The 24,441-nt window shown below is 38.1% G+C and carries 22 protein-coding genes; 19 read left to right on the top strand and 3 right to left on the bottom strand.

Annotated elements, in window-relative coordinates:
• Positions 1 to 96 precede the first annotated feature (96 nt).
• The 5 genes from yaaA (at position 97) to IGI58_RS07480 (ending at position 6,543) form a co-directional block, all read left to right on the top strand.
• Positions 97 to 339, top strand: a complete 243-nt coding sequence (yaaA, locus tag IGI58_RS07500) for a S4 domain-containing protein YaaA (protein ID WP_087642050.1) — start codon at positions 97 to 99, stop codon at positions 337 to 339.
• Positions 326 to 1,453 (top strand): DNA replication/repair protein RecF, encoded by a 1,128-nt coding sequence (gene recF, locus IGI58_RS07495; protein WP_429953933.1) that lies wholly within the window; start codon positions 326 to 328, stop codon positions 1,451 to 1,453. The genes yaaA and recF overlap by 14 nt, the downstream gene beginning before the upstream one ends.
• Complete coding sequence (gene gyrB, locus IGI58_RS07490) at positions 1,450 to 3,399, top strand: DNA topoisomerase (ATP-hydrolyzing) subunit B (RefSeq protein ID WP_087641630.1); 1,950 nt, start codon at positions 1,450 to 1,452, stop codon at positions 3,397 to 3,399. The genes recF and gyrB overlap by 4 nt, the downstream gene beginning before the upstream one ends.
• A gap of 21 nt (positions 3,400 to 3,420) precedes the next feature.
• Positions 3,421 to 5,940 carry a DNA gyrase subunit A gene (gene gyrA, locus IGI58_RS07485; RefSeq protein WP_429953934.1) on the top strand — a complete coding sequence of 840 codons (2,520 nt, stop codon included), beginning with the start codon at positions 3,421 to 3,423 and terminating at the stop codon, positions 5,938 to 5,940.
• Positions 5,941 to 6,111: 171 nt separating this feature from the next.
• Positions 6,112 to 6,543: a hypothetical protein gene (locus tag IGI58_RS07480; RefSeq protein ID WP_087641632.1), complete on the top strand. Its 432-nt coding sequence runs from the start codon at positions 6,112 to 6,114 to the stop codon at positions 6,541 to 6,543.
• A gap of 25 nt (positions 6,544 to 6,568) precedes the next feature.
• On the opposite strand, the gene IGI58_RS07475 is transcribed toward IGI58_RS07480, so the two are convergent.
• On the bottom strand, positions 6,569 to 6,943 hold the full coding sequence (locus IGI58_RS07475; protein ID WP_429953935.1) for a PaaI family thioesterase: 375 nt from the start codon (positions 6,941 to 6,943) through the stop codon (positions 6,569 to 6,571).
• A 34-nt stretch (positions 6,944 to 6,977) separates the two neighbouring features.
• Positions 6,978 to 7,322: a hypothetical protein gene (locus tag IGI58_RS07470; RefSeq protein ID WP_429953936.1), complete on the bottom strand. Its 345-nt coding sequence runs from the start codon at positions 7,320 to 7,322 to the stop codon at positions 6,978 to 6,980.
• A gap of 198 nt (positions 7,323 to 7,520) precedes the next feature.
• On the opposite strand from IGI58_RS07470, the gene IGI58_RS07465 reads away from it, so the two are divergent.
• From IGI58_RS07465 to menC, 7 genes are all read left to right on the top strand, one after another.
• The gene (locus IGI58_RS07465) at positions 7,521 to 7,889 is read left to right on the top strand and encodes a YccF domain-containing protein (protein WP_225535080.1); all 369 of its coding nucleotides are present in this window, start codon (positions 7,521 to 7,523) and stop codon (positions 7,887 to 7,889) included.
• 295 nt (positions 7,890 to 8,184) lie between these two features.
• Complete coding sequence (gene menB, locus IGI58_RS07460) at positions 8,185 to 9,000, top strand: 1,4-dihydroxy-2-naphthoyl-CoA synthase (RefSeq protein WP_087641636.1); 816 nt, start codon at positions 8,185 to 8,187, stop codon at positions 8,998 to 9,000.
• Between the two features lie 12 nt (positions 9,001 to 9,012).
• On the top strand, positions 9,013 to 10,482 hold the full coding sequence (locus IGI58_RS07455) for an o-succinylbenzoate--CoA ligase (protein ID WP_429953937.1): 1,470 nt from the start codon (positions 9,013 to 9,015) through the stop codon (positions 10,480 to 10,482).
• Entirely contained in the window at positions 10,479 to 11,861 is a 1,383-nt protein-coding gene (locus IGI58_RS07450) for an isochorismate synthase (RefSeq protein WP_429953938.1), read from the top strand. Before IGI58_RS07455 ends, IGI58_RS07450 begins: the two co-directional genes overlap by 4 nt.
• Positions 11,845 to 13,572 carry a 2-succinyl-5-enolpyruvyl-6-hydroxy-3-cyclohexene-1-carboxylic-acid synthase gene (gene menD / locus IGI58_RS07445; protein WP_429953939.1) on the top strand — a complete coding sequence of 576 codons (1,728 nt, stop codon included), beginning with the start codon at positions 11,845 to 11,847 and terminating at the stop codon, positions 13,570 to 13,572. The genes IGI58_RS07450 and menD overlap by 17 nt, the downstream gene beginning before the upstream one ends.
• Positions 13,569 to 14,399: a 2-succinyl-6-hydroxy-2,4-cyclohexadiene-1-carboxylate synthase gene (menH, locus tag IGI58_RS07440; RefSeq protein ID WP_429953940.1), complete on the top strand. Its 831-nt coding sequence runs from the start codon at positions 13,569 to 13,571 to the stop codon at positions 14,397 to 14,399. Before menD ends, menH begins: the two co-directional genes overlap by 4 nt.
• Positions 14,389 to 15,498, top strand: coding sequence for an o-succinylbenzoate synthase (gene menC / locus IGI58_RS07435; RefSeq protein WP_429953941.1), 1,110 nt, complete (start codon positions 14,389 to 14,391; stop codon positions 15,496 to 15,498). The genes menH and menC overlap by 11 nt, the downstream gene beginning before the upstream one ends.
• 47 nt (positions 15,499 to 15,545) lie before the next feature.
• On the opposite strand, the gene IGI58_RS07430 is transcribed toward menC, so the two are convergent.
• Positions 15,546 to 17,072 (bottom strand): AMP-binding protein, encoded by a 1,527-nt coding sequence (locus IGI58_RS07430; RefSeq protein WP_429953942.1) that lies wholly within the window; start codon positions 17,070 to 17,072, stop codon positions 15,546 to 15,548.
• 314 nt (positions 17,073 to 17,386) lie between these two features.
• Here IGI58_RS07430 and rpsF point away from each other — a divergent pair, with 314 nt between their 5' ends.
• The 7 genes from rpsF to IGI58_RS07395 all read left to right on the top strand — a co-directional run bounded on the left by rpsF (position 17,387) and on the right by IGI58_RS07395 (position 24,441).
• Positions 17,387 to 17,689, top strand: coding sequence for a 30S ribosomal protein S6 (gene rpsF / locus IGI58_RS07425; protein ID WP_069663270.1), 303 nt, complete (start codon positions 17,387 to 17,389; stop codon positions 17,687 to 17,689).
• A 48-nt stretch (positions 17,690 to 17,737) separates the two neighbouring features.
• Positions 17,738 to 18,283 (top strand): single-stranded DNA-binding protein, encoded by a 546-nt coding sequence (gene ssb / locus IGI58_RS07420; protein WP_087641643.1) that lies wholly within the window; start codon positions 17,738 to 17,740, stop codon positions 18,281 to 18,283.
• Positions 18,284 to 18,308: 25 nt separating this feature from the next.
• A complete protein-coding gene (gene rpsR / locus IGI58_RS07415; protein ID WP_087641644.1) occupies positions 18,309 to 18,548 on the top strand; it encodes a 30S ribosomal protein S18 in 240 nt (79 codons plus the stop codon).
• A 241-nt stretch (positions 18,549 to 18,789) separates the two neighbouring features.
• Positions 18,790 to 20,766 carry a DHH family phosphoesterase gene (locus IGI58_RS07410; RefSeq protein WP_429953943.1) on the top strand — a complete coding sequence of 659 codons (1,977 nt, stop codon included), beginning with the start codon at positions 18,790 to 18,792 and terminating at the stop codon, positions 20,764 to 20,766.
• A gap of 36 nt (positions 20,767 to 20,802) precedes the next feature.
• On the top strand, positions 20,803 to 21,255 hold the full coding sequence (gene rplI, locus IGI58_RS07405; protein WP_087641646.1) for a 50S ribosomal protein L9: 453 nt from the start codon (positions 20,803 to 20,805) through the stop codon (positions 21,253 to 21,255).
• A 284-nt stretch (positions 21,256 to 21,539) separates the two neighbouring features.
• Positions 21,540 to 22,910, top strand: coding sequence for a replicative DNA helicase (dnaB, locus tag IGI58_RS07400; protein ID WP_069663267.1), 1,371 nt, complete (start codon positions 21,540 to 21,542; stop codon positions 22,908 to 22,910).
• Positions 22,911 to 23,148: 238 nt separating this feature from the next.
• Positions 23,149 to 24,441: an adenylosuccinate synthase gene (locus IGI58_RS07395; RefSeq protein WP_087641647.1), complete on the top strand. Its 1,293-nt coding sequence runs from the start codon at positions 23,149 to 23,151 to the stop codon at positions 24,439 to 24,441.

Below are 24,441 nucleotides of genomic sequence, written 5' to 3'. Positions count from 1 at the left end.
TGCTTAGAATGAAAATTAGACGGATAAATTTGTTTTATCACTAAAAAAAGAGTATAATATTAGAGTGAAAGTGAAAATAAAAAAGAGGGATGCATGTTGAAAAAGACACTCGTTTTAGAAACTGATTACATGACACTGGGGCAAGTCTTAAAAGAAGTCGACGTGATAAGCAGCGGTGGCCAAGCAAAATGGTACCTAGCTGAGAATAGTGTATTCGTAGATGGGGAATTAGAGAATCGCCGCGGCAGAAAATTATATGCTGGTATGATGATCGAGATACCTGAAGAAGGTACTTTTTTTATGGTGAAAAAAGGCGAGGCAGCGGATGAGACTGAATGAAATCGCAGTGCAGCACTACCGTAATTATGATGGGCTGACGCTGGATTTCCCTAAAACCTTGAATATTTTCCTAGGAGAAAATGCACAAGGCAAAACCAACTTGCTGGAAAGTATTTATGTGCTGGCGATGACTCGCAGCCACAGAACCAGCAACGAAAAAGAGCTGATCCACTGGGATTCCGATTCGGCAAAAATCAGCGGTGTCATCGAGAAAAAGACTGGAACGATTCCGCTTGAGATCATTATTTCGACGAAAGGACGTAAGACGAAAGTCAATCATATTGAGCAAAAACGTCTAAGTTCATACATAGGTCAGCTGAATGTGATCTTATTTGCGCCGGAGGATTTGTCTCTTGTGAAAGGCTCACCTCAGCTGCGACGTAAATTCATCGATATGGAATTGGGACAGGTCAATCCGATTTATTTATATGATCTGGTCCAGTATCAATCTGTTTTGAAGCAGCGGAATCAATATTTGAAGCAATTAGCTGAGAAAAAACAATCAGACCTTGTTTATTTAGATATTCTGACAGAACAGCTGGCGGAATTTGGCGGCAAAGTCTTATTTGCCCGTTTGGAGTTCATCAAAAAACTGGAACACTGGGCGAATTTGCTGCACAAAAAAATCAGCCATGAAAAAGAAGAGCTGTCGATCGAGTATTTTTCAAGTATTCCAATAGATAAAGAAAATTTTTCACTAGAAGAACTGCAAAAACAATTACTGCAAAGCGTGAACGAAAATCGTAAACGTGAATTGTTCAAAGCTAATACTTTTCTAGGTCCTCATCGGGATGATCTGATTTTTAATGTGAATGGTCAAAATGTTCAGACTTATGGATCACAAGGACAGCAAAGAACGACTGCGTTAAGTGTGAAGCTTGCAGAAATTGATTTAATGTATTCAGAAACAGGAGAATATCCTGTTCTGTTATTGGATGACGTCATGAGTGAATTAGACAATGAACGGCAATTACACCTACTAGAAACGATTGAAGGAAAGGTTCAGACATTTTTAACCACTACATGTTTGGACCATTTAAACAATAAATTAACTGTTGAGCCGGATATATTTTATGTTCATCAGGGAGAGATAGAGAGGGAAGCATCTATATGACAGAAGAAGAAAAAAACATGAAAGAACGCGCCCAGGAATATGATGCCAGTCAGATTCAGGTATTAGAAGGTCTAGAAGCGGTTCGTAAGCGTCCAGGGATGTACATCGGATCAACTAGCTCAGAAGGGTTACATCACTTAGTTTGGGAGATCGTGGATAATTCGATCGATGAGGCCTTAGCAGGTTTTGCGACAAGTATTCAAGTGATCATTGAACCTGATAACAGTATCACAGTGGTCGATGATGGTCGGGGAATTCCAGTTGATATCCAAGCAAAAACAGGACGTCCTGCCGTTGAGACAGTCTTTACTGTACTTCATGCCGGAGGTAAATTCGGCGGCGGCGGATATAAAGTATCCGGCGGACTGCATGGGGTTGGTTCCTCCGTTGTTAATGCACTTTCAACAACTTTGGATGTAAAAGTGTATAAAGATGGAAAAGTTCATTATCAAGAGTTTCATCGCGGAGCAGTTGTCGATGACCTGAAAGTGATCGAAGAAACAGATCGTCATGGAACTACTGTCCATTTTGTACCAGATCCTGAAATTTTTACTGAAACAACAACATTTAATTTTGATAAATTAGCTACACGTGTGAGAGAATTGGCTTTCTTGAATCGTGGTTTAAAAATCTCGATCGAAGATAAACGTGAAGAAACACCTGTTTTGAAAGAGTATCACTATGAAGGCGGGATCAAGAGTTATGTTGAACATTTGAATGCCAACAAAGATGTTCTATTTCCTGAACCGATCTTTATTGAAGGAGAACAACAAGATATTACTGTAGAAGTTTCTATGCAGTATACAGATGGTTATCATTCAAATATCTTGAGCTTTGCAAACAACATCCATACGTATGAAGGCGGAACGCATGAGTCTGGTTTTAAAACGTCCTTGACCCGTGTGATCAATGATTACGCCCGTAAACAGAAAATCATGAAAGAAAATGATGAAAACCTAACAGGGGAAGATGTTCGTGAAGGATTGACTGCTGTTATTTCGATCAAGCATCCGGAACCTCAGTTTGAAGGGCAAACAAAAACAAAACTGGGAAATTCGGAAGTACGTACAGTTACTGACCGTTTATTCTCAGAGTATTTCACAAAGTTCTTGATGGAAAACCCTACAGTTGGTAAACAAATCGTCGAAAAAGGCTTATTAGCTTCCAAAGCACGTTTGGCAGCTAAAAGAGCTCGTGAAGTCACTCGTCGTAAAGGTGCGCTTGAAATCAGCAATCTGCCTGGTAAATTAGCAGACTGTTCAAGTAAAGATCCTGAAAAATGCGAAATTTTTATCGTCGAAGGAGATTCAGCCGGCGGTTCTGCTAAACAAGGACGTAGCCGTGAATTTCAAGCGATCTTACCGATTCGTGGGAAAATCCTGAATGTTGAAAAAGCCAGCATGGATAAAATTTTAGCTAATGAAGAAATTCGTTCATTATTTACAGCGATGGGGACAGGATTTGGTGCTGATTTTGATGTATCAAAAGCTCGTTACCATAAATTAGTGATCATGACAGATGCCGATGTCGATGGTGCACATATTCGTACCTTATTGTTGACATTATTCTACCGTTTCATGCGTCCTGTGGTTGAAGCAGGTTACGTTTATATTGCTCAACCGCCATTATATGGGGTAAAACAAGGAAAAAACATTACCTACGTTCAACCTGGTAAACATGCAGAAGAAGAGCTTGCAAGAGTCTTAGAATCATTACCAGCAAGTCCAAAACCAAGTGTTCAGCGTTATAAAGGTCTTGGAGAAATGGATGATCATCAGTTATGGGAAACAACGATGGATCCTGAAAGACGATTAATGTCACGTGTCAGTGTCGATGATGCGATCGAAGCAGATCGGATTTTTGAAATGTTGATGGGAGATCGTGTAGAACCGCGCCGTGCGTTTATTGAAGAAAACGCTCATTACGTGAAAAACTTAGATATTTAGTGATAAGAAGGAGATAAGTTCATGAGTGAAGAAGTGAAAGAAAACATTCAAGACGTCAATCTGACCAGTGAAATGAAAGAATCCTTCATTGATTATGCGATGAGTGTTATCGTAGCTCGGGCATTGCCGGATGTACGTGACGGGTTGAAACCTGTCCACCGCCGTATTTTGTATGGAATGAATGAGTTAGGTGTAACACCTGATAAGCCACATAAGAAATCTGCCCGTGTTGTTGGGGATGTAATGGGTAAGTATCACCCGCATGGTGACTCATCGATTTATGAAGCGATGGTTCGTATGGCTCAGCCGTTTAGTTACCGCAGTATGCTGGTCGATGGGCACGGAAACTTTGGTTCTGTCGATGGTGATGGTGCCGCGGCGATGCGTTATACCGAAGCTAGAATGAGTAAAATCGCGTTGGAGATGCTGCGTGATATCAATAAAGATACTGTTGATTTCCATGGGAACTATGATGATTCTGAACAAGAGCCGGATGTATTGCCAGCCCGTTTCCCTAACCTTTTGGTCAACGGAACGACTGGGATCGCTGTTGGGATGGCGACAAATATTCCACCGCACAACTTAGCTGAAGTCATTGAAGCGACTAATTTGTTGATGGACAATCCAGAGATTACAACCAATGAACTGATGGAAGTATTGCCTGGACCGGATTTTCCAACTGGCGGTTTAGTTATGGGCAAATCGGGCATTCGTCGTGCGTATGAGACTGGTCGGGGATCGATCACAGTTCGTGCAAAAGTAGATATTACAGAGATGCCTAATGGGAAAGAACGTATTTTGGTATCAGAGTTGCCTTATATGGTCAACAAAGCCAAATTGATCGAACGAATTTCAGAGCTGCATCGTGAAAAACGGATCGAAGGAATCACAGACTTACGTGATGAATCCTCTCGTGAAGGAATGCGGATCGTTATTGATGTCCGTCGTGATGTCAGTGCCTCTGTTATTTTAAACAATCTTTACAAGATGACGTCATTACAAACATCATTTGGTTTTAATATGTTGGCAATTGAAAAAGGTGTGCCAAAAATCCTAAGCTTAAAACAAATTCTTGAGAATTATGTAGAGCATCAACAAGAAGTAATTACTCGCCGTACTGAATTTGATAAGAAAAAAGCAGAAGCACGTGCACATATCTTAGAAGGTTTACGTATTGCCTTAGATCATATCGATGAAATCATTTCGATCATCCGAAATTCTAGAGCAGATGATGAAGCAAAAGCATCATTGATCGAGCGCTTTGAATTTTCTGATCGTCAGGCTCAAGCAATTTTAGACATGCGTTTACGTAGTTTAACTGGCTTGCAGCGTGATAAAGTCGAAAATGAATATCAAGAGTTACTGAAATTTATCGCTGATATGAATGATATTTTAGCTCGTCCAGAACGTGTTATCGAAATCATCAAAACTGAATTAGGCGATATCCGTGATAAATATGGAGATGCTCGTCGTACTGAACTTTTAGTTGGTGAAGTCTTGAGTTTAGAAGATGAAGACTTGATCGAAGAAGAAGAGGTCGTGATCACATTAACCAATAACGGCTATATCAAGCGTGTAGCAAACAGTGAATTCAGAGCACAACGCCGTGGAGGTCGTGGTGTTCAGGGCATGGGTGTCCATGATGATGATTTTGTGAAAAATCTAGTGTCATGTTCAACACACGATACGTTATTATTCTTCACGAATAATGGGAAAGTTTACCGTGCGAAAGGCTATGAAATTCCTGAATACGGTAGAACAGCCAAAGGTATCCCTGTGATCAATATGCTTGGTATTGACTCTAGTGAGAAGATCCAAGCGATCATCGCAGTTGAAGGCAAAGCGGAAGACGGACATTATCTGTTCTTTACTACACGTAAAGGAACTGTTAAGCGTACAGCTGTAACAGCCTTTTCAAATATCAGAAGTAATGGTCTGATCGCGATCGGTTTGAAAGAAGATGATGAGTTAGTCAATGTTGTCTTAACTAACGGAGAACAAAATATGATCATCGGTACGCATAATGGTTATTCTGTTACTTTTGCTGAAACAGCTGTCCGGGATATGGGCCGTACAGCATCAGGTGTTCGCGGTATTCGTCTGAGAGAAGATGATTACGTTGTAGGAGCCTCTTTATTGGATGCTGACACGGAAGTTCTTGTGTTGACGGAAAATGGTTACGGTAAGCGGACAAAAGCCTCTGAGTACCCTGTAAAAGGCCGTGGCGGTAAAGGAATCAAGACAGCTAATATCACAGCCAAAAATGGACCATTAGCTGGACTTACAACTGTTCGCGGAGATGAAGATATTCTAGTGATCACTAATAAAGGTGTTATCATTCGATTCAATGTCGATTCTGTCTCTCAAACTGGTAGAGCAACCCTTGGTGTTCGCTTGATGAGAATGGAAGAAGATGCAAAAGTTGTAACGATGGCAGTGGTTGAACCTGAGCCGGATGAAATCGTTGAAGAAGTCGAAAATGCTGAAACAACAGTAGTTGAAACTGAAACAACAGAAACAGATACGTCTACAGAAGAATAAGAAACTGAATGAATTAAACAATAAAAAAACACAACTATTTTCTCTAAAAGAGAGGATCGTTGTGTTTTTTTATTATTACTTATTATTTCTAAAAAAACTAAATTATATTTCTTTTGTTTTAGTTAAAAGTGTGTTTATAATAAAAAATAAGAATAAGTGTGAGGTGAAGAGATGATTCAAGAAAAATTACTATTAACTAAAACTTTTTCAAAGCAATTAAATATAGGCACTGCATTATCCAACTTCATCGAAAATATACTTGAAATATTCGGCGATAAGACAACTGTGCTGGAGCGCAGACCAATCACCTTTTCTGAATATTTTTATGTAGAGTTGATCACCTTTACCAACGGATTTCAAGTAAGAACGAGTTTAAAAAGAAATCCGACATCTTTTGAGATCGAAGCGAAAGCTTATTCTGAACCAAATCATGCTTATTTATCCAATTTAACGATCGAAGAGCTCAGCATGATGCGTTCTTTAGTAAAAAAAGAAAGAGAACAGGTTATAGAGCAAAGATATTCTGATGTAGACCAAGGAGAATTAGCAGTTCTTTCTTCCTTGTTTATGAAATTAAAGATCATTACTGGAGAGATCATATAAAAAAGACGCTTATTTCAGCGTCTTTTTACTGTTTAGATATCCGTTTTATTAGCGTACAACGTCCTACACTAATCAACTCTTTCGACTCATTAAAAATTTTTCCTTCCCAAACTTGCAATGAACCACCAATATGATTTGGTTTAGCAACGACAGTCAATGTTCCGTCTAGTACACTTTTTAAATGATTGACTTGAAGATCAACACCGACAGCATAAGCATTTTCATTAGAGAATTGTTCATTCGCCCCCAGACTACAAGCTGTTTCGATCAATACAGCATTGATGCCCCCATGGACAATTCCATAGGGCTGTTTATGGAAAGATGCGACATTCATCGTTAAGGTAACTTTTTCTTTTGTTAATTCTTTCGTATGTATTTGCAGATGCTCCAATAAATTCATGTATCTCCGCCCTTTCTAAAAAACTAGTAATCAATTACGAATGGATTGTTTCGAGAAAAGCAATTGCTGACGTTACTATTACATTGTAATAGTCCAGAGAGTCAAAATAAAAGATCCGTTCTTTAGGATAATCTCCACTATCAAATTGTTTTTGTAAGCCAGGGACACAGAGAATAGCCTCTGCATTTTGAGAAATTTGGTGGATATCTGCGATGGAGTCATCAAGGACAACTGTCCATGGCGCAGCACTTTTTTGTAATTCTCTATTTAATTCTTTGACCAATTTATTCTGCTTAAACATTCCTAAAATATTTCCATCAGGAAGTTTATTTCTCCCAAACATAGGCGTACTCTGATAAACAACAACCGCTCGGTACAAATAATCACTCCTATTTCTATTTTCTTGAAGCTATTACTATCAATGATAACGGAGTTTTGGATGAACGACAAGAACAAGGAAGTTCATATGAGTTGTTGTATCCAAGATTGACTAAATAAAGTTAAGAAATTATGTGTATTTTTTAGTATAATCTGATTGTGTAGTTTATAACGAATAATAAGAGAAGAGGAATAGGATATGGGATGTTTAGGAAATATTATCTGGTTTATTTTTGGTGGATTCATTGGTGGAGTGACCTGGCTTTTAGCTGGAATTCTTTGGTGTATCACAATCGTGGGGATACCGATAGGCTTACAATGCTTCAAATTAGCAGGCTTGAGCTTTTGGCCATTTGGGAAAGATGTTGTCTACAGCACAAGTAGTGTATCGTTTTTAGTAAATATCTTATGGTTGATTTTCAGTGGTTTTTGGCTAGCTGTCGGACATTGTATTAGTGGGATCATTTTATGTGTGACGATTATTGGGATCCCATTTGGGATGCAATCATTCAAGTTAGCAAAGCTAGCATTGATGCCGTTTGGTGCTCAGGTGGTTGCAACAAGATAGATCATAAATATGAATTTAGAAGTCAAAAAAGAATGGAAACCAATAAATGGTTTTCATTCTTTTCTAATACATTTATATAGAGCTGATCTATCTTATGTTGAACCGTCTAGCATTCTAAAATTTATATATTTGTGTATAATAGAAGCATTGAAAACTTACTTAGCTGCACAGGCTAGCTCTTCGGAAAAAAGATAAAACCTGAATGAGACAAAAATCGTCTCAGTCATGTTTTCCTATTTTTCAGTCAGAGCTGGAAGAGCCTGTTCCGCTTTTAAAATTATAAGGAGGTTTCCCCATGAGAAACTGGACACCAATCAAGGAATATGATGAAATTTTATTTGAACAAGAAGGTAAAGTGGCGAAGATCACGATCAATCGTCCTCATGTACACAATGCATTTACTCCAAAAACAGTGATGGAAATGATCGATGCATTCAATATCAGTCGAGATAGACAAGATATTGGTGTGATTATTTTGACAGGAGCTGGAGATAAAGCTTTTTGCTCTGGTGGAGATCAAAAAGTTCGTGGACATGGCGGTTATGTCGGTGAAGACAGTGTGCCGCGTTTGAATGTGTTAGATTTACAGCGTTTGATTCGTGTGATCCCTAAACCCGTTATTGCGATGGTCAAAGGATATTCTATCGGTGGTGGTAATGTCCTACAGCTAGTTTGTGATTTGACGATTGCTGCAGACAATGCAAAATTTGGTCAAACAGGCCCGAATGTCGGTAGTTTTGACGGCGGTTATGGTTCTGGTTATTTGGCACGTGTGATCGGTCATAAAAAGGCGAAAGAAGTTTGGTTCTTATGTAAACAATATTCTGCTGAAGAAGCATTAGATATGGGCTGGATCAATACAATTGCTCCGTTGGACCAAGTAGAAGATGTCACGATGGATTGGGCGCATGAAATGTTGAAGAAAAGTCCGTTGGCGCTGCGTATGATCAAAGCCTCTTTGAATGCAGATACAGATGGTCTTGCAGGTATTCAGCAATTAGCTGGAGACGCGACGTTACTTTACTATACAATGGATGAAGCAAAAGAAGGACGCGATTCCTTCAAAGAAAAACGTGATCCTGATTTCGATCAATTTCCTAAGTTTCCATAAAGGGTGAGAAAAATGAGTAGTTGGCTTCAAAAACAAGTAAATGAACGACCGGATCATCCTGCTTTTTACTGGCAGGATGAAGTATGGTCATTTTTTGAAGTAGCAGAAGAAGTTCAAAAATGGGTAGCTGAATACTCTGCAAATATTCCGCAAACAGAGAAACGTATTGCTCTTTTTAGCCGAAATTCAAAAGAGATGTATTTTTCGATTCTAGCATTATGGGAATTAGGTAAAGAGATCGTTTTTTTGAATACGCATTTAAGCCTTCAAGAACTTCAATATCAATTGACAGATGCCAAAGTAAAAATAGTGATTACGGCAACTGAATATTTATCAGTAGTTGCAGACTTGAACCAAGTGAACATCCTTGAAATGAAACGTGGAGATGTTTCGGTTCTTAATCAAAAACAAATGGAACTAAATTATCAGCTCGAAATGCCAGCTTCGATCATGTATACATCCGGTACAACAGGGAAACCTAAAGGGGTCGTTCAGCGTTTTAGCAACCATCTTGCCAGTGCTTTGGGCACACAAGAGAATATGGGGATTACCGCAGCTGATTGTTGGCTTTGTCCAGTACCACTATTTCATATTAGCGGACTATCGATCGTGATTCGTCAATTGGTTCTGGGGTGCAGCTTTCGCTTGTATAGTAAATTTGATGCTAAAAATATAACCAAAGATTTGACTGAAGGTCGAGGAACAGTGATTTCCGTTGTGGCTGTGATGCTGAGAGAGCTACTGGAGTATTACCCTAAAGCGGGATACAGTAAAGCATTTAAAGCAATGCTTTTGGGTGGCGGACCTATTGCTCCAGCTACATTAGAACAATGCGAACGAAACAAAATTCCTGTGATCCAATCTTATGGGATGACTGAAACATGTTCTCAAGTGGTTGCATTAAGCTTCGAGGATGCTTCTAAAAAAATCGGCTCAGCAGGAAAACCGTTAAAAGATATGCAAATCAAAATTATAGCTGAAAATGGAAAACAAGCACCAGTGAATAGCGTTGGTGAAATCCTTTTAAAAGGGAAAAATGTGATTCGAAATTATTTGAATGGCGAGCAGTGGCAAACAGAAAAATGGACGGTAGACGGTTGGTTTAAAACAGGAGATATGGGGTATTTGGATAATGAAGGGTACCTTTATTTAGTGAGTCGTTTAAGTGAACTGATCATTTCTGGCGGAGAGAATATTTATCCTACAGAAATTGAACATATTCTGCAAGAATTTCCAGGCGTGAAAGAAGTTGCTGTGATCGGTGAGTCAGATCAAAAATGGGGAGCTGTTCCAGTTGCTTATATTGTTGGTGACCCAACGATTACGATTGAAAAAATCAATGAATTTGCGAAGCAGCACTTAGCGAAATATAAATGTCCAAAACGACTCTATCTATGTAATTGTTTGCCTAGAACTGCGAGTGGAAAACTTGCGAAACATCGTTTAACAACAGAAGAAAGGGAGGCTTTTTTAAGCAAATGAGCATTCCTAATGAATTAAAAGAAGCATATGTGAACGGCTATCGTCAATTTAGCTGGATCAAAAAAATAAATGAACATACAGAATCTTTGCGTACTTATTTTGAGAAGGGACAAAAATATTTCAAAGGTACTAGATTCTATTGGCAAACGCCAGAACAAGAACTGATACTTGTAGGATTTGGGAAAGAACAAGTATTAGTAGAGGATCAGGCTTCTTTTAATAATGTTGATGCTTTTCTATTAAAAGAACATGACTTGGTTTATCAAAATGAAATGATCAGCGGGGCAGGTGCAATGTTAGTTGGCGGCTTTGCATTTGACCATTACTCGATAGAACAAAATGAGTGGGGTGAGATGGATCGGGGATTGTTTTATTTACCAACATTCCTGTTTTCTCAAAAAAATGAACAAAGATATTTGACGATCAATTTTAGTGCTGAAAGTCTAGCAGAATTAGAATATAAATGGCATGCTCTAAATGAGCAGATAGAAGAGATAATGCAGAAACAAGTGAAAACAAACACAACTTTTCAAGAAATTGTTACAGAAGAAGTAGCTGTTTCTGAATGGATGAATTTGGTCGACCAAACAGTGGAACAATTAAAACAGTCTGGACCATTAGAAAAGGTTGTTTTGGCTAGACGAATGAAAGTAAAAACGAATGACTCTTTTCAAGCAGAATATATTTTGAGAAATCTGCAGGAACAGCAGACGAATACTTATTTTTTTGTGCTGGAATCAGCTGATCAACTCTTTATTGGTGCAACTCCGGAACGGTTGCTGAAGGCAACTGGCACAGCTTTTTCGACAGCAAGCATCGCTGGTTCTGTTTCACGTGGAACAACTGCTGCTGAAGATGAAGAATTGGGTAATTATTTACTGAACGATATGAAAAATCGACAAGAACATAAAATTGTTGTTGATCGAATTACTAGAGAAGTAGAGCAGATGACAGGTGTTTCAATTTTACCTCAGGCGCCTAAGCTATTAAAAAATCGGGACATTCAGCATCTACATCTACCAATTGAGGGAAAACGACAAAAAGAGTATCGTTTTTTAAAAGGATTGAAACACCTTCATCCAACACCAGCATTAGGTGGGGAACCAAAAGAATTGGCTTTGGAATGGTTAAGACAGCATGAAAAGTTAGATAGAGGTCTATACGGTGCACCGATCGGTTGGGTTGCGATCAAGGAAGATATTGGTGAATTTGCCGTTGGTATACGTTCGGCAGTTTTTTCGGGCGATACTGGCTATTTATATGCTGGCTGTGGGATCGTAAAGGATTCACAAGCAGAGCAGGAAAGAGAAGAAACCAAAATCAAATTTCAACCAATGTTAAGAGGAATAGGAGGGAAGATCAATGACAAATCAAATTGATATGACACGATATTTATACTCCTTTGTCGAAGGAATGATTAGTAGTGGCGTCAGTCAGGCAGTGATTAGTCCTGGATCTAGATCCACTCCTTTAGCTTTATTGCTGCATCGACAAGAAAAGATAGAGACATTTGTTGAAGTCGATGAGCGTTCGGCAGCTTTTTTTGCACTTGGATTAAGTAAAGCAAATAATAAACCAGTTGCCTTGTTGTGTACTTCAGGAACAGCAGCTGCAAATTATTATCCAGCAATCTGTGAAGCTAAAGCGAGTCACGTTCCATTGATCATTTTAACGACGGATCGCCCACATGAATTACGACAAATAGGTGCACCGCAATCTATGGATCAGCTTCAATTATTCCAAAATCATGTTAAATTATTTGTAGAAATGGCTATTCCGGAAGGAACAAAAGAAATGCTGGACTACGCTTATTGGCAAGGAATGCGCTCGACAGATACAGCTTCCCAAATGCCCAAAGGACCTGTACACTTAAATTTCCCCTTAAGAGAACCTTTGTTGCCAGATTTGTCTGCCTCATTAAAAACGAAACGGCAAACAGAAATCATTACAGGAAAGCCGCAGCTGACAGAAGAGCAATTGATTCAGTGTATCAATGCTTGGCAAGGTAAAAAAGGTGTGCTAGTTGTTGGGGGAAGTCACACACCTAAAGAAGCACGTTTATTTGTTGAATTAGCAGAGGCATTAAACTGGCCTATCATTAGTGATCCGCTGACGAATATTACCTCTTGTGGTCTTGACAGCACACTGATCATGAGTTGTGCGGATTTATTTATTCAAGAAGTAACTATGATTCATCGACCAGAAGTCGTTGTTCGTTTTGGTATGCTGCCGATTTCAAAAAATACGATGTTTTGGCTTCGATCACTTGAGAAAACAGAAACGACCATCTATTTTGTAGATGAGACTGGTGAATGGCAGGATCAATTAAAGCAAACACAAGTTGCGATTCAAGTCCAAGAACAGCCATTTCTTCAAGCAGTTAAAGAAAATATCACAGTAAAAACATCAGGATCGTGGACTGCTCAATGGATTCAATGGCAAAAAATAACCGAACAAACATTGGAAGATTTAGCTGAAATGAACCAGCTCAACGAAACTTCTGCGAGCCTTTTAGTTCATAAACAAATGATGGCTGACGGTCAATTATTCGTTTCAAACAGTAACGCCATTCGTTTTATCGATCGGTTTGCTGCTGTAGAAAATACTAGCTATCATCTATTTGGGAATCGCGGGATCAATGGAATCGATGGAATCGTTTCGACAGCTTTAGGTATGTGTGCGACGAACCCTAAACGCCAAAATATTTTGCTGATTGGTGATCTGGCCCTGTATCATGATATGAATGGATTATTATTAGCCCAAAGATATCATTTACCTTTAACGATCATATTGTTGAATAATAATGGTGGCGGTATTTTTTCTTTCCTTTCTCAAAAAGAACTGGAGAAAGAGGATTTTGAACCGATTTTTGGCACACCAATTGATTTAGATTTTTCCCTTGTTGCAAAGTTATATGGTGCTGAATATACAAAAGCTGAAACTTTAGAACAGCTGGATTTATTATTAGAGCAGACAAAAACAGAGCCGAAATTTCAACTAATCGAAATCATTGGGTATCGTGAAGAGAATGTTCGTTTACAGGAACAAATAATGAACGTGCTAAAGGAAAAATTGGAGCAAGACAGATGAATATAGAAATTAATGGTGTAGATTACTATTATGAATGGTTATCTTATAAAAAAGGGTGTCCCACTTTAGTCTGTCTGCATGGCTTTACAGGTAGTGGACAAACCTTTGCGCCAGTCTTTCAGGGGAAATCTGATTTTAATATTTTAGTGATCGATTTAATTGGACACGGTCGATCCTCTAGTCATGTGCATCCTTACCGTTATCAGTTAGACTCGTTGTGTCAAGATTTAGCTTTACTAACTGAAAAGCTGGGTATTTCAGTGTTTTCATTATTAGGCTATTCTATGGGGGCTAGAGCAGCTTTAGGGTTCTACTATCTATTTCCTCATAAAGTTCAGCAACTGATCTTAGAGAGCGGTTCTCCGGGCTTAAAAAGTCGATCAGAACGAACAAGACGTCAATTATCGGATGAGCGTTTAGCTTCCTGGACCTTAACTTCACCAATTAAAGATTTTGTGATGAAGTGGGAAGCACTGCCTCTTTTTGATACACAAAGAAGTTTACCTGATCAGTTACAGGTTGCAGTTCGTGAGGAACGATTAGCACAACAACCATTTGGTTTAGCGTGTAGTTTGTGGTTTATGGGAACAGGCATACAAAAAAGTTATTGGACAGAATTAGTCGATATAAACATTCCTGTGTTATTGATTGTCGGAGAATTAGATCATAAATTTCGGCGGATTGCTGAGGAAATGAAACAAATACAGCCAACGTTCATCATTGAAACGGTCGAACATGCGGGACATTGTGTTCACTTAGAAAAACCGCATCAATTTGAAGAAGTCGTTTATGGATTTTTAGAAGGAGGAGCTGCAGATGAAGATTAAGCGTATCGATCGTTATCGCATTCGTCTCCCTTTACGTATTCCTTTTGAAACAAGTTACGGCCGACTAACAGAAAAAGCCTTTGATATTATATTGATCACTGATGAATTAGGTAATCAGGGGATTGGGGAGCTCGTAGCATTTGAGCAGCCAGATTATATTGAAGAAACGATTGCAACAGCACGTATCATCATAGAAAAGCACTTGATTCCTTTGTTGATCGATCGAGAAATCGATGATCCAAGAGAGATTTCTTTGCTATTTCAAGAAGTAAAAGGCAATCAAATGGCAAAATCCAGTATAGAAACTGCCGTTTGGGATTTATATGCCAAACGTAATGGAAAAAGTCTCCAAACGTCTTTTTCTGCAACAAGAACACAAATTCCTGTCGGCGTTAGTGTAGGCATTCAACCTGATATATCTGAATTATTAAAGCAAATTACAGCTTATGTGGATCAAGGATATCAAAGAGTTAAGTTGAAAATACGTCCTGGCTATGACTTGAAACCAATTGCTTCGATTCGAGAAAAGTTTCCTGAGTTACCACTAATGGTTGATGCTAATTCTGCGTATACTATCGATGATCTTTCTCATTTGAAAAAGCTGGACGCCTATAATTTGGCGATGCTGGAGCAACCTTTTGCTGCTGATGATTTTTTAGATCATGCACAATTGCAAAAAGTAATGAAGACAAAGATCTGTTTAGATGAAAATATCCGATCGATCAAAGATTGTGAATTAGCTTTCGCTTTAGGGAGCTGCCGAAGTATCAATTTGAAAATCCCTAGAGTCGGTGGAATCACTGAAGCATTAAAAATCGTTGATTTTTGTGAAAAACATGACCTGCTTGTGTGGTTGGGCGGAATGTTTGAATCAGGTGTGGGTAGAGCATTGAATCTGCAGTTTGCTTCACAAAGCACATTTACTTTCCCTGGAGATATTTCAGCTTCTGATCGGTACTATTACGAAGACATAATATCAAAGCCTTTCGTTCTAACTAATGGCAAGCTTTCAGTGCCAACAGGATCGGGAATTGGCGTGTCGCTATCTCCTGAACATCTTTTGAAGTATGGGAAATATGAAACTATCTACACAGATTGAAAGACTCACAGACAAGGAAAAAATGTCTGTGAGTCTCTTTTTATCATTTATTGTTCTTTCAACGTTTTTTCAATCTGTAATCGTTGGACTTTCATCGTTGCTGTGCGGGGAATTTCGTCCCAAGCCATAATGATCGGTTCGTTTAAGCGTGGCAAGTCATTGACTTGTTCCCACCAAGCATCCCAGTTCATTTCTTGCTTTGGATCAACAGCTAAAATCGGTTGAGGAGAATTATCTTTTGCACGAACAATGATCACTTCTTGAAGGAAATCGAGTGCATCTAGTAAATGATCTTCGATCGCTAGATTACTATCGATTTTTTCAATCAAATCAACCTGACGATCTTTCAGATGCAGATGACCTTGTTCATCCATAAAGCCATAATCACCACTATCCCACCAAGGACCAAAAACCGTTGCTTGGAATCGCTCATCTTCTTTGTAATAAGTAAGCGCACGTCCCTTAGATAGAAACTGAATATGTCCATCTGTCATTTTAGGCAGAACATTGCCGTCTTTATCTGCAATTCTAGCCTCAGTCAACCCTTCTAAACCAACACCCATGTCGCGAGCATCAGATGTTTTTAGTGATTCTAGAGTATGAGCTTTTAAGATCATCGGCCCACATTCGCTTTGTCCATAGACTTGTAGGAAAACAGGTTCGTTTTTTTCTGATGCTTTTAAGAAGCTGGCCATAGTCGCATTATTGATTGCATCAAATGTAGAGTGATAGTAGCGCACACTGCCGAAAACCTCAGGTGCTCTTTTCGCTAATGAAGTCCACTGAACGAAGTTATTTGGATGAGTTTCAAGAGCAATAGGTTGATGTTTTAAGAGCATTGCAGCAACAGAATCACTGTTGGATATGGACAAGGGCATCATTGGAAAACCCATTGCCATTAATGAAGAGACACCGATATTAAAACGTGAATGTACAGGTGAAATATGGAATCCAACCAGTTTTTTCTCTGCGATTTTAGTAAAAATTGTTTTTTGCCATTTTGTACGCCATCCCATAGAATTTGCTGAATGACAAATCAATTTTGGGATACCTGTTGTTCCAGACGTATGTGTCATATAGGCAATCATATCTTTAGGAAGTTCGACTTGAGGAACTTTTTCAGTAGATGCTTGTAAAAGTCTCTCAATAGAGATCTGTTTGCTGGAAGAACTGTTTTTCACGCTTTTCACTTTTTCAGCTGTTTCATCATCAAATAAAATAAAAGGATCATCTAAACGATCAACAAAGACTTCGATTGTTTCTGCTGGAAAGTGATAAGAGATCATTGCTGGAACAGCACCTAAATAAGAAGCTGCAACCGCTAGTAAATACGTATCGAATTTGGAACTTTTAAAGATAATGATTTTATCCTCAGCTTTAACACCTAGGCTTGCTAATTGATACGCACGATTTAAAATGGCATTATGACTTAGCTCGTACGTATAACTTGTACCTAGTTCTGGAAAAGCGGGTAGGGGTTCATCATGAATAATTGCAGTAGTAGGGTTTTTACAGGCAGCATCACGATAATTTGTATACAAATTAAGTGGTTGGTACTCTAACAGTTGGTTCAATTTACAGCATCCTTTCAAACTACATAAATATTTTTATCGCTTGTGTAATAACGAACAAGGACAGTATACCATGAAAAATAAATAACCTGAATAAATAAGAAAAAAACAAAAAGACACTGATTTAACGTATATTAATAGTGAAAGCTAAAAGAGGAAATAGCTTGAGGAAAAAACAGTCAAAAGTTATGAAGGATACTTGATTTGATTGGATTTTAGGTGTATAATAAAATATTGTGAGTAGTCTATTTTTTTAGATCGCTCTCCTTGCTCTTAGCAAACTAAGAGCCTTGAAGTCCATAGGGAGGTGAAAATCAATGAGTCAAGCTACGAATTATGAAATTATGTACATCATTCGTCCGAACATTGATGAAGAAGCAAAAACTGCTTTAGTAGAACGTTTCGACACAATTTTAAAAGATAACGGAGCAGAAGTTATCGAATCAAAAGATTGGGAAAAACGCCGCTTAGCATATGAAATGAACGGATTCCGTGAAGGCATCTATCATATCGTTAAAGTATCTTCTCCATCAACTGCAGGAGCAATCAATGAATTTGATCGTCTTGCTAAGATCAATGACGATATTATCCGTCATATGATTATCAAGGAAGAAGCATAATAAGAATGTTTCACGTGAAACATTCATTTGACGAAAGGAGATGTTTAAATGATTAACAACGTTGTATTAGTTGGAAGACTAACAAAAGATCCAGATTTACGATATACTTCTAGTGGTTCAGCTGTTGCGACATTTACTTTAGCAGTAAATCGTAACTTTACGAATCAAAGTGGAAATCGTGAAGCAGATTTTATTAACTGTGTGATTTGGCGTAAACCCGCTGAAACAATGGCAAACTATGCGCGTAAAGGTACATTGTTAGGTGTAACAGGTCGTATTCAAACTAGAAATTATGAAAATCAGCAAGGTCAGCGTGTATACGTGACTGAAGTTGTTTGTGAAAATTTCCAGTTGTTAGAGTCTCGTTCTGCATCAGAGCAAAGACAAACACAAGAAGGATCAGCACCGTCGTACAATTCCGGCGGCGGAAGTTTCCAACCATCACAGAATAATAATTTTTCAGGACAAAACAATTTTAATCAATCATCCTCTCAGTCTAGCAATAACGGTATGCCTGATTTTGATAGAGATGCTGATCCATTCGGTGGAACAGGATCGACTATTGACATTTCAGATGATGATTTACCATTCTAAACGAATTTGATAGGAGGGAATAAGAATGGCACAACAAAGAAGAGGCGGACGTAAACGTCGTAAAGTTGACTATATTGCAGCAAACCATATTGAATATATCGATTACAAAGATGTTGAATTACTAAAAAAATTCATTTCTGAACGTGGAAAAATTTTGCCACGTCGTGTAACAGGTACTGGTGCTAAAAATCAACGTAAATTAACAATCGCGATTAAACGTGCACGTATCATGGGCTTATTACCATTCGTTGGTGAAGAGCAATAATATAGAAAACAAAGATCAAAGAATTAATTTTCTTTGGTCTTTTTTTAATTTTAAATTATTCTTTTTACATGAAAGTAACCTTAAATGTACAAACTAAAATTGAAAAAATAATACTAGTTATGATTTGAATAAGGCAGCTATGATATCTATGGAATGTTTCACGTGAAACATTATGGAGTTCGCAGAAATTCCATTTTTATGCTAAAATAGCGGTATGCTTGAAGGATGGGGGAGTCCTTAAATGAGAAAAATTGGAATGAAACAACTGTTAGGTTTTGCATTCGTTCTTTTTTTGTTAGAAGTTCTAATTCTCTTCTTTATACCTAATAAATACATATCTATTTTAGCATTATTAGTGCTTAATCTTTTTTTGATAAATAGAATTATTTATCTAATTAGGCGAATAGAGATATCAAATACGGAAAAGATTAGAGCCGCTAGCAGAATAGCTGAAAAATCATTAGATTATGCTTTTAATGAAGTGTCTGTGGGTATCATCAATTATGATCATGATACTAAGGAAGCCAAGTGGTTAAATCCTTTTGCAGAAGACATCTTCAAAAAAGATGGGCAATCATTGCTCAGTCCAGAACTGATCCAAAATTATCTGTCACTTGCTGATAAAGGTAAAGATATTTTCAAAGTAGGTGAACATGTCTATCGTTTCAATATAGATACTACTCAAAATACAATAACGTTTAAAGATATTACAAAAGAAAGTAACTTGTATCAAGAGAAAATGGGTATGCAAACAGCTATAGGAATTGTTTCTGTAGATAATTATGATGATATAACAGATAATTTGGATGATAAAGAAATCTCGTATTTGAACAGTTTCATTACAACAATGATTTCTGATTGGATGGATCAGTATCAGGTCTTCTATAAAAGACTAAATGCCGAACGATATTTTTTCATCGCACAGCTTGAAGATGTACAAAAAATGATGGATGAAAAGTTTCAGATATTAGATAAAATCAGAAAAGAATCAAGTACTCGAGAAAGTTCAGTTACATTAAGTATGGGGATTTCCTATGGTGGAGAAACCTTGAATCAAACTGGAAATACGGCACAAACGAATTTAGACACTGCTTTAGTTAGAGGCGGCGATCAAGTGGTAGTAAAAGAAGCGAAAGATGATGCTAAACCGATTTTTTATGGTGGTAGAACAGCTTCTGTTGCGAAAAGAACACGTGTTCGTTCGAGGGCAATGAGTACAGCTATCCAAGGAATCTTATCAGAGTCCTCAGATGTTTATATCATGGGGCATAAGTATCCTGATATGGATGCTATAGGATCAGCATTTGGTATGGCGCGTTTAGCAAAATTCCATGATAGACACGCTTGGATCGTATTAGATAAAAATGAAAGCATTCCTGATGTCGAAAGAGTCATGAGTGAATTACAAAAGTATCCGGATTTGGCAGAACAAATCATTACGCCAAAAGAAGCGATGAAAAAGAAAACGGATAGCAGTTTGTTGATCATGGTTGATTACCATAAGCCTTCACTATCTATCTCACAAGATTTGTATGAACAATTTGAGAAAGTCGTTATTATCGATCATCATCGTCGTGGTGATGAGTTTCCTGTAAAACCTTTGCTTTCTTATATTGAATCTTCTGCTTCTTCTGCTTCAGAATTAGTAACAGAATTGATCGAATACCAAAGTAATTCAAAAAGACGATTAGACAAATTTGAAGCTACATTGCTGCTTGCGGGAATTGTTGTTGATACGAAAAGCTTTAGTGTACGGACAACTTCTCGAACCTTTGATGTAGCAAGTTATTTGAGAACTTGTAGTGCGGATTCATCTTTAGTACAATACTTATTAAGCTCAGATTTGACCAGTTATTTAGAAATGAACAGCTTGATTGCTCAGAGTGAGTATGTGACATCTGATACTGTGATCGTTACTGGAAGTGAAGAAAAAGAGTATGATAGTGTGACAGCTGCAAAAACAGCAGATACTTTATTATCAATGGTTGGGATCAATGCAGCTTTTGTGATCACGAAACGTACAGATAAGCAGATAGGGATTAGTGCTAGAAGTAATGGGTCGATAAATGTCCAACTGATCATGGAAAATCTTGGCGGAGGTGGTCATTTCACTAACGCTGCGGTACAATTACCTAATGTAACAGTGGCTGAGGTCAAAGAGCAGCTATTAAGAGTGATACACCAAAATATCAATGTAATGTATGATTCAGCGCCATAAGCTGATCGTGCTTTTAAAATGAGGAGGAAAAATAGTATGAAAGTTATTTTTTTGCAAGACGTTAAAGGCAAAGGAAAAAAAGGCGACGTAAAAGAAGTTCCAACAGGTTATGCTCAAAATTTCCTGATTAAAAACGGCTATGCTCAAGAAGCGAATAAAGGGAGTATCAGTGCTCTTGCAGGGCAGAAAAAAGCTCAGGATAAACACGAAGCAGAAGTTTTAGCAGAAGCAAAAAAAATGCAGGAGTTTCTAGAAAAAGAAGAGACTGTTGTAGAGCTTAAAGCAAAGGCTGGAGAGGATGGAAGGCTTTTTGGATCAATTCCCTCAAAACAAATTGCAGAGGCCTTAAACAAGCAATATAAGGTGAAATTAGATAAACGTAAGATCGAGTTGTCTCAACCGATTCGTGCGCTAGGTTATACGAAAGTTCCAGTAAAACTTCATCATGAAGTAACGGCAAAAATCAAAGTACACGTAGTAGAAGAATAGTCTTAAAAAAAGAAAACTAAAAGATATCTTAGCTTTTCTAAAATTGATTTTGTTTCACTATGCACGTACTTTTAGAGTGTTGTTCAAAAGAGATTCTTACTTTTGAGCAACACTTATTTTTCTTTTTATGAAAAGCCTGCACCTGTGATTCTCAGTGTACATTTAAGTCAATTATTGTTAAAATAGAAAGACTGGACAGAATGAATATATAGTGAGAGTTGTGAAACTAATCGTATCTGTAAAGATCGATCGTTTCTAGTGAAAGAAAAATAGGAGAGAAAAAAATGAGTGAAGTATGGCAAGATAGAGTACCGCCACATAGCATGGAAGCAGAGCAGGCTGTTTTAGGGTCGGTTTTTTTAGATGCTGAGGTTATTATCGATGCATTAGAGTACATAGAACCAAAAGATTTTTATCGCCGTAATCATCAATTGATTTTTCAAACTATGCTCACGTTAAATGATCGGAATGAAGCAATTGATGTCATTACCATCAAGGATCGTCTGGAACAAGAGAATTTGTTGGAGGATGTTGGCGGTTTAAGCTATTTATCAGATTTAGCACTAGCCGTACCGACTGCAGCAAATATCGTTTACTATGCTAAAATCGTCGAACAAAAATCATTACTACGCAATTTGATTTCGACCGCTACTGAGATCGTAACAAAAGGATTCGAACAAGGTGAAGATGTCGAGACGATCTTAGATGATGCTGAACGTAGTATCCTAGAAGTATCGGAAAAACGAAACAGAAGCGGCTTCTTATCGATTGCAGATGTATTGAATACATCGATTGCCAACATCGATCAACTGTATCAAAATGACGAAGAAATCACGGGGTTACCGACAGGTTATCCAGCGTTAGATAAGATGACTGCAGGGCTTCAAGCAGAAGAATTGATTATTTTAGCTGCTCGTCCGGCCGTGGGGAAAACAGCGTTTGCTTTGAATATCGCTCAAAACATCGGGACCAAAACAGATCGTTCAGTTGCTATTTTCAGTTTGGAGATGGGGGCGGAATCTTTGGTCAATCGGATGCTTTGTGCAGAAGGTTCGATCGAAGCTGGTCACTTGCGAACGGGTCAATTATCTGAGGAAGAGTGGCAAAACTTGATCATTGCAATGGGTAGCTTATCCAGAGCTCAAATTTTTATTGACGATACACCAGGGATCAAAATTACAGAGATTCGTGCAAAATGCCGGAAACTGGCGCAGGAAAGAGGCAATTTAGGTCTGATCCTGATCGACTATTTGCAGCTGATTGAAGGAACGGGACGTGAAAGTCGACAACAAGAGGTTTCTGAAATTTCTCGTCAGTTGAAGAAATTAGCAAAAGAGCTGAAAGTTCCTGTGATTGCCTTGTCACAGCTATCTCGTGGTGTAGAGCAACGGCAAGATAAACGACCAGTATTGAGTGATATTCGTGAATCTGGTTCGATCGAGCAGGATGCTGATATCGTTGCTTTCCTTTATCGTGATGACTATTATGAGCGTGGTGAAGGCGGCGAAGATGGCGATCATGAACCACCGGAAATCGATAATGTGATCGAAGTTATCATTGAGAAAAACCGTAGTGGTGCGCGGGGAACAGTTGAACTGTTATTTATTAAAGAATATAATAAATTCTCGTCGCTATCACCGAGAGAAGAGTTTTAAAGTGTAGTTAAATAAGTTGTCCATGATCTTTATGGGTAGCTTATTTTTTATTTGTTAAAGGGCAGTTAAGTTTTGAATTTTCGTTTTTTTAATGAATGTTTTTTAGTATAAAAAATAATGTTCGTGTTTTGCTTCGTTTTTGTTTTTTTGAAATAATAATATTCGATTTTTTGTTGAAAGCGTTGCGTTTTACTGGTACAATGAATCAGGATAAAATAATTTAGAACGAGGTGTTCGAATGTCATCAGTTGTAGTAGTCGGAACGCAGTGGGGCGATGAAGGAAAAGGGAAGATCACGGATTTTTTAAGTGAGAATGCTGAAGTCATTGCACGTTATCAAGGCGGAGATAATGCAGGTCATACCATTAAATTTGATGGTGTTACTTATAAACTACACTTGATTCCTTCAGGTATCTTTTACAAAGAAAAAATCAGTGTGATAGGAAACGGCGTAGTCGTTAATCCTAAATCATTAGTAAAAGAGCTTGCTTATTTAAAAGAGAACAATGTAACAACAGATAATTTACGTATTTCTGATCGTGCACATGTCATTTTACCTTACCACATCAAACTAGATCAATTACAAGAAGATGCTAAAGGTGAAAATAAGATCGGTACAACGATCAAAGGAATCGGTCCAGCTTATATGGATAAAGCAGCACGTGTTGGTATTCGCGTGGCAGACTTATTAGATAAAGAAATTTTTGAAGAGCGTTTGAAAATCAATTTAGAAGAAAAGAATCGTCAATTTGTAAAAATGTTCGATAGCGAACCGATTTCATTTGAAGAAATCTTCGAAGAGTATTATGAATATGGTCAGCAAATCAAACAATATGTGACAGATACATCTGTTATCTTAAATGATGCATTAGATGCAGGCAAACGTGTCTTATTTGAAGGTGCACAAGGTGTTATGCTTGATATCGATCAAGGAACGTATCCATTTGTGACATCATCAAACCCAGTTGCTGGAGGCGTGACGATCGGTAGCGGTGTCGGTCCTTCAAAAATCAATAAAGTCGTTGGTGTATGTAAAGCTTATACATCACGTGTGGGCGATGGTCCATTCCCAACAGAATTGTTTGATGAAACAGGAGAAACGATTCGTAAAGTCGGAAAAGAATACGGAACAACAACTGGACGTCCGCGGCGTGTTGGCTGGTTTGATACAGTGGTAATGCGTCACTCTAAACGCGTTTCAGGTATCACCAATCTATCATTAAACTCAATCGATGTATTAAGTGGTTTAGACACTGTAAAAATTTGTACAGCATATGAGCTGGACGGTGAATTGATTTATCACTATCCTGCCAGCTTGAAAGAATTAAGCCGTTGTAAACCAGTTTATGAAGAATTACCAGGTTGGACAGAAGATATCACCGGCTGTAAAACATTGGCTGATCTACCAGCAAATGCCAGAAATTATGTGCACCGTATCTCTGAATTAGTAGGCGTTCGTATTTCAACATTCTCTGTTGGACCAGACCGTAATCAAACAAACGTTTTAGAAAGTGTTTGGGCTCAAATTTAA

Origin of the sequence: Enterococcus sp. AZ020 (assembly GCF_050499205.1) — a bacterium.
In the GTDB taxonomy this organism is placed as follows: Bacteria; Bacillota; Bacilli; order Lactobacillales; family Enterococcaceae; genus Enterococcus_L; species Enterococcus_L dunnyi.
Note: the sequence above shows the minus strand (reverse complement) of the source record. Positions and strands in the feature narration are given on the sequence as shown.

Excerpts from the sequence above, each read along its gene's own strand:
- recF (WP_429953933.1), top strand. The coding sequence starts at position 326 with ATGAGACTGAATGAAATCGCAGTGCAGCACTACCGTAATTATGATGGG.
- gyrB (WP_087641630.1), top strand. The coding sequence starts at position 1,450 with ATGACAGAAGAAGAAAAAAACATGAAAGAACGCGCCCAGGAATATGAT.
- gyrA (WP_429953934.1), top strand. The coding sequence starts at position 3,421 with ATGAGTGAAGAAGTGAAAGAAAACATTCAAGACGTCAATCTGACCAGT.
- IGI58_RS07480 (WP_087641632.1), top strand. The coding sequence starts at position 6,112 with ATGATTCAAGAAAAATTACTATTAACTAAAACTTTTTCAAAGCAATTA.
- IGI58_RS07475 (WP_429953935.1), bottom strand. The coding sequence starts at position 6,943 with ATGAATTTATTGGAGCATCTGCAAATACATACGAAAGAATTAACAAAA.
- IGI58_RS07465 (WP_225535080.1), top strand. The coding sequence starts at position 7,521 with ATGGGATGTTTAGGAAATATTATCTGGTTTATTTTTGGTGGATTCATT.
- menB (WP_087641636.1), top strand. The coding sequence starts at position 8,185 with ATGAGAAACTGGACACCAATCAAGGAATATGATGAAATTTTATTTGAA.
- IGI58_RS07455 (WP_429953937.1), top strand. The coding sequence starts at position 9,013 with ATGAGTAGTTGGCTTCAAAAACAAGTAAATGAACGACCGGATCATCCT.
- IGI58_RS07450 (WP_429953938.1), top strand. The coding sequence starts at position 10,479 with ATGAGCATTCCTAATGAATTAAAAGAAGCATATGTGAACGGCTATCGT.
- menD (WP_429953939.1), top strand. The coding sequence starts at position 11,845 with ATGACAAATCAAATTGATATGACACGATATTTATACTCCTTTGTCGAA.
- menH (WP_429953940.1), top strand. The coding sequence starts at position 13,569 with ATGAATATAGAAATTAATGGTGTAGATTACTATTATGAATGGTTATCT.
- menC (WP_429953941.1), top strand. The coding sequence starts at position 14,389 with ATGAAGATTAAGCGTATCGATCGTTATCGCATTCGTCTCCCTTTACGT.
- rpsF (WP_069663270.1), top strand. The coding sequence starts at position 17,387 with ATGAGTCAAGCTACGAATTATGAAATTATGTACATCATTCGTCCGAAC.
- ssb (WP_087641643.1), top strand. The coding sequence starts at position 17,738 with ATGATTAACAACGTTGTATTAGTTGGAAGACTAACAAAAGATCCAGAT.
- rpsR (WP_087641644.1), top strand. The coding sequence starts at position 18,309 with ATGGCACAACAAAGAAGAGGCGGACGTAAACGTCGTAAAGTTGACTAT.
- IGI58_RS07410 (WP_429953943.1), top strand. The coding sequence starts at position 18,790 with ATGAGAAAAATTGGAATGAAACAACTGTTAGGTTTTGCATTCGTTCTT.
- rplI (WP_087641646.1), top strand. The coding sequence starts at position 20,803 with ATGAAAGTTATTTTTTTGCAAGACGTTAAAGGCAAAGGAAAAAAAGGC.
- dnaB (WP_069663267.1), top strand. The coding sequence starts at position 21,540 with ATGAGTGAAGTATGGCAAGATAGAGTACCGCCACATAGCATGGAAGCA.
- IGI58_RS07395 (WP_087641647.1), top strand. The coding sequence starts at position 23,149 with ATGTCATCAGTTGTAGTAGTCGGAACGCAGTGGGGCGATGAAGGAAAA.